11 protein-coding genes are annotated in these 10,888 nt (G+C 58.5%); 10 read left to right on the top strand and 1 reads right to left on the bottom strand.

Annotation, left to right across the window (positions count from 1 at the left end; all coding sequences use genetic code 11):
• From ACLFKU_RS40890 to ACLFKU_RS40855, 8 genes are all read left to right on the top strand, one after another.
• Window positions 1-420: hypothetical protein (locus ACLFKU_RS40890; RefSeq protein WP_410853006.1), on the top strand; the 420-nt coding region annotated here is incomplete at its 5' end.
• A gap of 104 nt (window positions 421-524) precedes the next feature.
• Window positions 525-737: a hypothetical protein gene (locus ACLFKU_RS40885; protein ID WP_410853005.1), complete on the top strand. Its 213-nt coding sequence runs from the start codon at window positions 525-527 to the stop codon at window positions 735-737.
• A gap of 111 nt (window positions 738-848) precedes the next feature.
• Entirely contained in the window at window positions 849-1,292 is a 444-nt protein-coding gene (locus tag ACLFKU_RS40880; RefSeq protein ID WP_410853007.1) for a GNAT family N-acetyltransferase, read from the top strand.
• Between the two features lie 536 nt (window positions 1,293-1,828).
• On the top strand, window positions 1,829-3,304 hold the full coding sequence (locus ACLFKU_RS40875) for a tetratricopeptide repeat protein (protein WP_410853004.1): 1,476 nt from the start codon (window positions 1,829-1,831) through the stop codon (window positions 3,302-3,304).
• Window positions 3,305-3,943: 639 nt separating this feature from the next.
• On the top strand, window positions 3,944-4,585 hold the full coding sequence (locus ACLFKU_RS40870; protein WP_410853003.1) for a glutathione S-transferase family protein: 642 nt from the start codon (window positions 3,944-3,946) through the stop codon (window positions 4,583-4,585).
• Between the two features lie 229 nt (window positions 4,586-4,814).
• On the top strand, window positions 4,815-5,387 hold the full coding sequence (locus ACLFKU_RS40865; protein WP_410852965.1) for a TetR/AcrR family transcriptional regulator: 573 nt from the start codon (window positions 4,815-4,817) through the stop codon (window positions 5,385-5,387).
• Window positions 5,388-5,421: 34 nt separating this feature from the next.
• Complete coding sequence (locus ACLFKU_RS40860; protein ID WP_410853002.1) at window positions 5,422-6,336, top strand: alpha/beta fold hydrolase; 915 nt, start codon at window positions 5,422-5,424, stop codon at window positions 6,334-6,336.
• Window positions 6,281-6,769 (top strand): SDR family NAD(P)-dependent oxidoreductase, encoded by a 489-nt coding sequence (locus tag ACLFKU_RS40855; protein WP_410853001.1) that lies wholly within the window; start codon window positions 6,281-6,283, stop codon window positions 6,767-6,769. The genes ACLFKU_RS40860 and ACLFKU_RS40855 overlap by 56 nt, the downstream gene beginning before the upstream one ends.
• Before the next feature lie 402 nt (window positions 6,770-7,171).
• Here the strand turns inward: ACLFKU_RS40855 and ACLFKU_RS40850 are convergent, their stop codons facing one another.
• The gene (locus tag ACLFKU_RS40850; RefSeq protein ID WP_410853000.1) at window positions 7,172-7,549 is read right to left on the bottom strand and encodes a hypothetical protein; all 378 of its coding nucleotides are present in this window, start codon (window positions 7,547-7,549) and stop codon (window positions 7,172-7,174) included.
• 1,163 nt (window positions 7,550-8,712) lie between these two features.
• Between ACLFKU_RS40850 and ACLFKU_RS40845 the strand changes: the two genes are divergently transcribed.
• Complete coding sequence (locus ACLFKU_RS40845; protein WP_410852999.1) at window positions 8,713-9,096, top strand: nuclear transport factor 2 family protein; 384 nt, start codon at window positions 8,713-8,715, stop codon at window positions 9,094-9,096.
• A gap of 384 nt (window positions 9,097-9,480) precedes the next feature.
• Window positions 9,481-10,107, top strand: a complete 627-nt coding sequence (locus ACLFKU_RS40840; protein WP_410852998.1) for a tyrosine-type recombinase/integrase — start codon at window positions 9,481-9,483, stop codon at window positions 10,105-10,107.
• Window positions 10,108-10,888 lie beyond the last annotated feature (781 nt).

Genomic DNA, 10,888 nt, shown 5'->3' with positions numbered 1-10,888 from the left:
GGTAACCAACCCGCGGATATCAGTGTGACCCACCGTCGAGACGTACTGCTACGTCGCCCTCAGGAAATTCAGATGTACCCAGACCGAGAACCGATCGCGATTGACACGGAAAGTCATATCAGTCCTTCGGCCACTTTCGGTCACTCGACGTCATCGCTTAGATCGCCGACAATATCGGCCACCGCGCCCGCGCATATGAAACGGCAGCTTATGGATGATCAGCACGTTTTTTCCGGTTTTGGTATCGATATATTGCGGCGCTCGGGTTGCTACTTTCTTCGATATGACGCTGGTGAGCTAGTGGTTCAGATCCGGGAACTCGAGCTTTCCCCGGAAGACGCTCTTCTTGCCACGCAGAGCGAACAGTCAGCGTATGAGGTCATCCTTCGCCTTACGTCCAACGACGGAGAGCGTCGATAAAGCCCCGACCGGCCAGGAACGGTCAGTCGACGTCAGGACCTGAATCGCCGACAATCGGCGCAGGCTGACGCAAGACCTGACTTGGATTGGCACCGGATCCACACATGACTACGAACCGCACAAAAACCCGGCTAGCTGGCGAGCTTAGTCGCTTCGTCCAGCAGTACGCCCGCAAGGCTCAGGGCTCAGAGCCAAACGACCGGCAATACGATCGCAAGCTCGAAAAGAAGATGAAGCGCCTCTCCGCGTCTGAACTATCCGACCTTCTTTCTCAAGACGAGCAAGAGCCAGTTGAGCCGGGCCGTGAGAAAGGGTGAGAACAGCCAGTTTCGGACGTTGCGAAATTCGCTCCAGACACGCACTATTGGACGAACGATTTGAACGTGGCCAATGCATCGGCATTAATAGCGACCAAGAAATCGTTACCTGTGAATTTAGCCTTCCTTGCCACAGCCCGGTCCGATGCGGACACCCTAGTCGACATTCGTATTGCCGCTATGCGCGAGAGTCTGGAGCGCATCGGGCGCTTCCATCCGCAACGCGCTCGCGAGCGTTTCTTGACATCGTTTGATCCTTCTCTATGCCGATTCATTGAGGCCGATGGTGTTCGGGCAGGCTTTATTCTGGTTCGCCCACAACAAGACCACTGGCTTCTGGACCACCTTTATATCTTGCCGGAACACCAGGGTAAGGGTATTGGCGCAGCAGTTTTACTGGACGTATTCAAGGATGCCGACGCCCATCACATGCCAATCCGCCTAGGCGCCTTGCGCGGTAGCGATTCAAACCGCTTTTATCAGCGGCATGGCTTCATGCAGACTGACGAAGCGGAATGGGACATCTATTACGTTCGTCAGCCGAGTGGAGAATGACCGCTTTCGGAAAACTCAAATGGCTGCTCCGGGTCGGGAGTGCGCGCTGACAACCGGCCGCTTTCGGGCAGCGAAATACCAATGGCCGCTGTTCTGCGATGAGTTCGAAGCGCGGATGGAGTCAGCCCAACCCGTTACGGCCATTGCACCGTTGACCATGTCAACGGCCGCTTCCTGTGGTGAAAGCGACATTGGAACAGATCAACGGAACGAAGCTTCGACTTCGAAGTATGCCCGGATCGGGCGAGGCTGCGCCGAGCCGTTATAGCCAGCCGCACGGGTGCAAAGCGAATCGTCGAAGGCGCGGCACCCGACGATGAACGCGGCGCATCTTCGCGTCGATCGGCAGCACATCCCCCGGCGCAAAATGTGCGCCGGTTCGCTATGGGCGAAATAAGCGGGCAAGCAGGCCATTCTTCGGTTAATCTTCGCCGTTTCAACTGACCGTGAAAAGTTTGGCTTGCTTCATGTCGTATTAATCATCCCACGCCATGCATATACCTCCTGTCCGGCGCTTCTCCGGCTACCGCACTGCCATGATCGCGCTCTCCTTTTCGCTTTCCGCGGGGCTTGCGTACGGTGACATTGAGGCCGCCGAACACGCGCTTTCTGAAAACCGAACCGCCGATGCAGCCGCGGAATTGCGGAGTCTCGCCGCAGCGGGAAGTCCGCGCGCACAAGTGGATCTCGGCACCATGATGATGTATGGACTTGGCATGCCGCGCGACCCCGCCGGGGCGCTAGCCCTCTTTAAGCAGGCAGCCGGCGCAGGTAGTCCCGAAGGCGAAATCGGCCTTGCGTCGTGGTACATGTACGGCCAGGCCGATGAACGAAACTACCCGCGGGCAGTGGCGATCTATCGCAAGTACGCAGAACAGGGGCTGCCCGCCGCCCAAGCGGGCTTGGGCGTGCTCTATATGCGAGGGTTAGGCGTTTCAGTCGACAACGCACAGGCGGCGCGCTGGTTCAGTCTCGCGGCGGACAAGAGCACTGCTGCGGCTTATAACCTCGGCTCGATGTACCAGAGCGGAACCGGCGTCCCGCGTGACGTCGCTCATGCCCTCAAACTCTACGAGAAAGCCCTGGCGCTTGGTGCGGTCATCGCGGAAAACAATATCGGCGCCATCTACGAGTCCGGCGGCCCGGGCGTTTCGGTCGACTACGACCTGGCGCTGCTTCACTTTCGAAAGGCGGCCGCCGCGAATATTCCACAGGGGTACACGAATCTTGGTCGCTGCTATGCGAACGGCTTGGGCGTCCCCGTGAACAAGGCAATCGCGTACGAGTGGTATCGCAAGGCCGCCGACGCTGGGGAACCTAACGCGTTTGCCGAACTCGCGGGATTGCTGTACCAAGGCGTTATCGGGAAACCCGACTACAACGCTGCCATGCAGTGGTACGAGCGCGCGGCCGCACTCGGCATCCCTGCCGGTGAAGCGGGAATCGGATTTCTGTACGAACACGGCGCTGGGGTCGAGAAGAACTTGACCACCGCCTATAGCTGGTACCGCAAGGCTGCCGAACATGGCAACCCCGATGCACAAGTTTCAATGGGCCGGCTGCTGATGCTAGGCGAAGGCGTCGCTCAGAACGACCACGAAGGCCTCGACTGGATACGGCGCGCGGCGGAGCGCGGCGACGCGCATGCGCAATCGATGTATGGGTCGCTGTACCAGCATGGGACCCACGTGCCGAGGGACTACGCTTTGGCGGTCAAGTGGCTGAAGCCGGCGGCTATCGCGGGCGACAACCGCGCACAGTTCGAGCTCGGCTGGGCTTACATAACGGGCCTCGGAATCGAGAAGGACTTGCGCCGTGGCTACGCGTGGGAGTCTGTCTCGGCGACGCGCGGGTATGAGTTCGCCCAAAAGACGCTGCCTGACAATGCGGCCTACTTGACACGTGAGCAGATCAAGCAAGCTGAAGCCGCAGCTGCCGTCTGGAAAACAGGAAAAGACGTCGAACTCGCACCGGAACCGCCGGGATACGTCGGACTGGGTGGGGGCAAGTGAGCTTCTTTCGATCAAGAGCGCGAAGGACCGTTGTCCAAGGCCTAGCAGCCGACCGAATGGTCCGTGGCAGGCGGAGCTCAATGGCATCTCCTGGCCGATTGGGTTAAGTCGCCGACGGTCGTTTATGGGCACTCCGGTTGACAGAAACTGAACTTAGCTGACTGACCGGTGTGGAGAAGGTCATCTGACAGGAGTGGGTCGCGTGCGGCCGATCGCCGTCAGGCGACTCGAACGGGTCGTGTCCTGCGGAACCGCCCCAAGGCAGGACCCGGCCACCAACGCCATTCAACACTGTCGCCACGAGGTCATTCGAGCGGCAATCTCACTCTTGGAGCGGACCTTCACGGATGCGAAAATCCCCCGCAGCCCGCACATACGCGCTGCGCGCGTGCGGATTACGGATCGCCGAAGCGCGGGTGGCCGGCCCGGTCATCCGCTACAACCTAGGGGCGCTAGCTGAGCTCTGCCAATCCAGCAGCGGAAAGCTCGCAATTCACCATTTTCTGCCCGCGAATGACCGTTGTACGGCCGGCGAAGCAGCGTAAACTGAGTGACGACAACGGGTTGCGCCGACCGGCGCCCCTCCCCTCGGCCGCCTGAAATCGGCCAGTGTTTGCCGGTGGCCTAGCGTGAGGCAGCATGGACCCAAATGAGGCAGGGCGCATTTTGCAAGGTTCGATCGAACTGTATGGAGCGTTGACTGGCAACTGTATCCGTGCCGCGATCGCGCTTGACGAGGCGGACTTCCTCTACACGGTCAGGCGGATCAACCTGGCTGCGGGCGAACAGCGCAGCGAGCAACATCGCGTCCTGAATGTCTTCGGCAAGGTTCCGGTACTTGTCGAGTACCGGAACGGCGGCAATTTCGTGTTGACGCAGTCGAATGCCATCATGCTGTTTGCGGCCGAGCGCTCCAAGAACAAGCTCCTGCCCGCCGATCCGGTGGCACGCGCCAAGGTCTATGAGCGCTTTTTCTATTTTCTGACTGACGTGATCGCGGTAAGTCACAGTGCATTCCGGCTTGAGCAAACCGGCGCGAGCGCCCAGGCCTCGCACATCCATGAACTAGCAAGAGCTGCACTCATCGAAGCGGAGCAATTCCTGGCGTCGACGGCATTCATGGCTGGCGATGCGTTTTCGCTTGCCGACATTGCGGCGTTCACCATCGCGCGTGCGCTCAGCGGCAATATTCAGTGGCCCCATCACCCGGCCTTGATGCGGTGGTTTCAGGCTGTCGCGCAGCGTCCCGCCGTAGTGAAGGGACTGCAGGCCTTCGAATAGGATGCTCTTCCACCTCGTCTTGCTGCGCGCATCGCAATAAAAGCGCCGCAGCAGCTACTTTCTCCGCCGGAAATCCGACGGCAGCCGCTAGGCGGGTCCGTGCCCTCTCGTGCTCCTGCAGTTCCAAGACCGCGATCCCGCAGGTTTCTTTCTTGACTTCTGTTTAGATGTTACCTACCATCTAAATAAGATGTTTAGCGACCACACACAAACGACACGGAGCAAGCTGATGCGCAAGTCCAAGGTTGAAGCAGCGGATACCCGCCGCCGCATTGTCGAGGCCGCAGCGCGAGAGTTCCGGCTCCACGGCATCCAGGCGACGGGATTGAACGACGTGATGTTGCCGTTAGGCCTCACGCAGGGTGGGTTTTATCGGCATTTTTCGTCGAAGGATCAATTGGTCGCAGAAGCGTGTTTGCAGTCGATGACCGAGGTCATCGACGGGCTCGAGGCCGCCGCGCTAGATAGCGATGCGGACAGCGGACTTTCCGCTGTCGTCAATGCCTATGTCTCTGAGGACCACCGCGACACGCAGACAGGCGGGTGTCCGCTGGCAGCGATGGGGAGCGAACTCGCCAGGGCTGATGAGCAGACGCGGGCAGCCGCCGCGCAAGGTTTTGAAGAGCTGGTCGATGTACTGGCGAAGCGTATGGGCGGTCAGCCGCCAAAGGCCGCCAGGTCGTCCGCTGTGTTCGCAGTGGCGGCCATGATTGGGGCCGTAACGATGTCAAGAGTCGTTGAAGATTCCGACGCTTCAACGGCGATTCTGGAGGATGTGAAGCAGCACCTCAGGGCGATTTAAACCTGTCGGACACATTCACAGATTGGAGCAACTCATGGAACAGCGTAAAAATCTCATCACTGGCGCCACCGGGAAGACCGGGGTCCACGAGCTTCGCATCGAGAAAGCAGGTCAGTCCATCTACGTGAAAGACTATCCCGGTGCGGAGCCGGCAATGGTCATGGTTCATGGCTTTCCAGACAACCATCGAATTTATGACGAGTTGGCGCCCATCCTTTCCGAGCGCGGCCAACGTGTCATCACGTTTGATTTCCTAGGCTTTGGAGATTCGGAAAAATCAGGCACCTTCCAGTATTCATTTGACCAGCAGGAATCCGATCTTGCGGCGGTCGCCGACGCATTGCACCTGAAGTCCTTCATTCCAGTGGCACATGACGCAGGTGGCCCGGCGGTGATCAACTACGCACGCAAGCACCAAGACCGTGTCAGCGCGATCGTCCTGCTCAACACCTACTACGCCGATACGCCGACCCTGAAGCTGCCGCAGTTGATCCGACTGAGCTCTACTGGATGGCTCAAGCCCGCCGCCGAAGCAGTCATGAGCAACACGACTCTACGGAACTGGCTGTTGAGCTACCAGGCCAACCAATTCGTGGCGGATGCGCCTGAAAAAATCCGAACAAAATTGAAGAGCAGTTTGCTACCGATGATCGAAGACAACTTCGAAAAACTCGATTCGATCCGTGGATTTAACTTGATGACCGGAGACCTGAACAAGAACGTTGAGGAGAACCGCAAAGCAGTGGACAAACTGGCAAGCCTCGAAATGCCCGTGACCCTGATTTGGGGTGAAGGCGATCCGTTCCTAAACGTAGGTGTTGCCAAAGACTTAGCCAAACAGTTCAAGCACGCCGAACTTCACCTTCTGCCGCTTAACCACTGGCCTCAAGTTGATGACCCGAAAGCAGTTGCCGACATTCTTTCGCCTGTGGCGGCGGTTAGCCATTGAACCCCGTCAGGTTGGAGTTTCAAAATGTCCAAGCCACTCGTTGTTTTCGTCACAGGGGTTTCCTCAGGGATTGGCCGAGCCACAGCGAAGCAATTCGCCGACCGCGAGCATATGGTCTTTGGCTCTGTACCGCAGGACTACGCGAACTGGACACAGATTCCTGCCAGCGCCCTATATGGGCCTCTACTCGGCAACTAAACACTCCATCGAAGGGATGTCGGAGAGCCTGGACCATGAGACCCGACAGTTTGGCGTGCGAGTGGTCCTGGTCGAGCCTTCGTGCACCCGGACGAATCGTGAGCTGAATGCCCCGAAGGCAGCGGAGCTCTTGACCGCATATGACACCGAGCGTCGCGCGGCAACAAGCTCTGTGGCAAACCACGTCAACACGGCCTCAGATCCAAGGCTCGTCGCCGATGCTACGGCAGATTGAATACTGCGCGTGACTGCACCTCGGTCTAACCTGTTTCTCACCAACGGCCTCTCATCGAGTGGAAAGTCCGATGGCGGCGCACGACCGCGACGGCAGAGCACTTGCCGTCCGGGCCGACGACTTGACGGGCCGTAATACCTTGGAAGCGGCCTTCCGCCTGTCGCGACCGCGTATGACCGCTCGGGGTCGGTTTGGTGCATTCCCCGGCGCGGCGGCGGCGGCCGGGAGCCAGCGTTGGACGGCTGGCAGGACCCGGCCACTTTCTGCCGCCGAAGGCGTGCAGTCGTCACTCGAACGGCCGACGTACTCTGAAACTCGGCAGATGCGCGACGCGCGCTCGTCGGTCACGGCTAACAAATGTGCTTTGACGCTGGCATGCCTGCTTACGGCTTGACTGTCCTATCAGGACCAGCCTGCGCCATGACGATGCGTGATGTATTCACCGCAAACTGCCAATATTTTTTTGACGTCGGCTTTGCGATAGTCAAGACGGTTCAGGGCCAAGATCATTTGAATTAAACTCGCTTCATCGTCGAACGGCGGCAAGCCGACAAACTGTTCAGCCGCGGCGACCGAAAGCCGCGACAACTCAGAGCGTTCCCGGGCACCGCAATTGCCATCATTAGCCGAGAGCCAAAGCAGTACAGATTCGCAGACATCCGCTGCTTCAAGCCATTGCCCCGTGCTTGCTCGCGCGATGAGTTGAGCAACCACTAGATACCCTAGCAGTTCCGTTCGCGCTTCATCGTCCAGATTGTAGTGCTGAAGCCGCATTTCCATTGCGCCGTTTTCTGTCGCGTCACTTCGATGAAGCCTTCGACAGCCGGACGGAGTTATCAAACTGATAATTTACCCGCCTTTTCCCTGAACAACGGGAGACCTGCGACCGTCCCCAACCGGTGCCCAACCGAACGACTGCCTCCCTTGGCGTGCAGTCATTGCCGCCGCGAGACATCAGAAGTCCGCTCAGGCCGGGTACGGCCGACCGCACGGGCGGCGGTCGGCCATGACCGGCCGGTCGACGTACCTGCACGAATCGCTGACAATTTGGCTACTTCACATACCGGAAAGCTAGCGATGAAATGTCGGATATGTGGGCGGTCACTCGACCAGCCCGACGACCCCTTGTCGATGAACTGCGGCGGCGACTGCTGGGGCTGCGTCGGTGAGATTGAGGCCGATCTGGGCAACGTGGAATCGATGGAGCAGGTCCGAAAAGAACACATTCGCGGGCTTCGCCCGGAATGGATAGACCCGGATAAGTGGCCGGCACCAGCCCTCTTTTTCAGGTCAGTGTCGGCCAGGCTTGACGACCCTCCAAACACTACGTTCAACGGACGCGAATTACCTATGCGGATTTGGGCACCGACACGGACATCTCTTGATGGCCGAGGCGCAAGCCAGGCACGACCTGGAAAGTCGAGATTGAACAGCTTAACGACGGAAGCTTTCTGCTGATGCGGTACGAATCCACAGAAGAGGCATCTCCGACCTCCGATCATTGGTATGCCACGCTCGAGGAGGCATACGACGAGTGCGATCGCATTTATGGCATTGGTCGCGGCGATTGGCTTCAACGGTGACTGCGTGCGGGCCGTGATGCTCGATCGCGGGACACAGATCGGGCCATCAGCGGCCGTTCGAGGCTGTCGTCCAGTTTGGCTAGCAGATGTCTTGCGCGCCTTCCCTCAATGGCCGGTTTCCGGCGAGCGAGTTACGCAGGGCGCTGCCTCAACCCGGCCAGAAACGGTCGTTCGACACCGACTCGAAGTTCGTACACAATTCGTGAAGTCGTCCCCTTGCTAACAGATGCCCATCACTATGAAGTTGAGACCCCGATTGAGCACATGCTTCGTGGAGTCTCGATGTCGTCAGGACGGGCGCCCGGGTTTATTCCACGACGCCCGCAATAGGTGAACGTAAACGGCAGCCGGAGGCACTCCATGCAGGAAGAGAAAATACGTGAAGCCCTGAATGCGCACTGGCAAGCGTCGGCGGCCGGCGATCTCGACGCAGAACACGATATTTACGATGACGATGCCATCTGTGACTATCCCCAGTCGGGTGAACGAATCCTCGGGCGAATGAATTTGCAGGCACTGCGGAGTCATCATCCAGGCAAGCCAGCAGGTTTCGATGTCAGGCGAATTCAAGGAAAAGGTAATCTATGGATCACGGAATACTCCATCACCTATAACGGGCGGCCGGCTTACACGGTAAGCATCATGGAGTTCCGCAACGGGAAGGTCATTCACGAGACCCAGTACTTTTCAGATCCCTTTGAAGCGCCGCGTTGGCGGAGTCAATGGGTTCAGCAGATCGCATGACAATGCATTGCGGCGATATAAGCACAATCACTTAATGGTCGCCTCGCTGGAATTTGGCTTCCTCGAATTCGCAGTTCAGCGAATCCTTGCGGAGACGTCGGACAACACGGCGGCGATAAGGCTCTGCAAAACGGTTGGAAAGCGTGTTCAATCAGAACGCGTCAATGATCGACGCTTCAAGGGCCGCGAGTGCACCACGACAGTATTGGCCATCGCGCGGAACGAGTGGGGGCCAATCGGGCTCTGCTCAAACCGCACTGGGCGTACTTTGTCGCCAATCTGAATGGCCGCCGTGGGGGATTGTGAGTGTCGCCTCCGGGTCGGGTATTGCGCGGCGGCGCCGGGTGCAAACTGATTCTCCCGTCCTTCGAAAGGAGATTCGTCATGGAAGCCACCATCAACCCGGGCGTCGGCCGTGTACCGTGGAACAAGGACAAGCTGACGGGGCAGAAGCTGCCACTGAAGCTGAGGGAGATTTGGGGAATCCGTATCCGCCTGCAGCTTGCTGGAAGAGCGCGCGAGCTCGCGCTGTTCAACCTCGCGATCGACAGCAAGTTGAGAGCGTGCGATCTAACGAAATTGCGAGTGAGGGATATCTGTCTTGGCTCGCGTGTGGCACCAAGGGCGACCGTAATGCAGCAGAAGACCCAGCGGCCGGTCCAGTTTGAAATCACTGAACAGACCCGGGAGAGCGCCGCTGCGTGGATTCGAGAGGCGGGACCGTCGTCGAGCGACTATCTCTTCCCAAGCCGCATTCACGGCTCAGCCCATCTTTCGACGCGCCAGTACGCCCGCCTTGTCCATCGCCGGATACGGTCGATCGGGCTCGACGATACAGCTTACGGAACGCATTCAATGCGTCGAACGAAAGCGTCGCTGATTTACCGGCGCACAAAGAACCTGCGCGCGATACAGTTGCTGCTCGGTCACGCAAAGCTCGAGAGTACCGTTCGATACCTTGGCATTGAGGTCGACGACGCTCTCGAGATGGCGAAACAGACAGAGGTTTGAACGACAGGCGGCCGGACGGTACTCGGGCGCTGTCCGGTCACCTTCGGCCATTCGACATCAGTGCGTAGATCGTTGACAATTTGGATGTCGTCCTTCGAAATCGACTACCAAAGTGAATAGAATGGTCGGGGCTCTCCTGACGGTGGCCCTCGTTTCATGGGGAATATGCATTGCATACCCGATCAACGGTATCCATTTCGGCTGGATCGGAACTCTCGTCGGATCAGCGGGCGGCTTAATCGCGACGCTATCAAGCTATCGAACGGAAGAAAAGGTCCATGGACGTTTCGGGGGCGACATATACAAGTCCGAATCACCGATCAAATTTCTCCTCGCTTACCTCTTGGTCGGCTCGCTCCTCGTCGCTTTCGCGGTTGTAAGCATCTTCGGCTGTATGGGGCGACTGGGGCGGTAAGTCGCAAATCTCCCGGATTTCTCTACCGGCTTTACTCGATTTTTCTTGTACTCGACGCGCGTCGTTGATTGTAGAGTCTGCGTCGCTGTCAGGGCGCGGCCGAGGGTGTGTCAAAACGTGCGGCTTCGACGTCGGGCGCAAAAGTCGACCCATCAGAATGCTCTGTACCGGCTTCGTTGCACTTGGGGAGGGGTAAAGTGACACCCGAAAGCCGGGTAATTTCGAGTTTTGACACACCCTTAGGTGAGTAGCCCGCGGGAATCGCACCCGCAGGCCCTCTCAGAACCGGACGTGAATCTCTCAATTCATCCGGCTCCTATTGCCCACCGTTCTGCGCCAGAATCCAGTGAGCAAACAGACCCGGCC

Origin of the sequence: Paraburkholderia sp. EG304, from assembly GCF_046543485.1 — a bacterium.
GTDB classification, from domain to species: Bacteria; Pseudomonadota; Gammaproteobacteria; order Burkholderiales; family Burkholderiaceae; genus Paraburkholderia; species Paraburkholderia youngii.
This window is presented reverse-complemented; position numbering and strand designations above follow the sequence as displayed.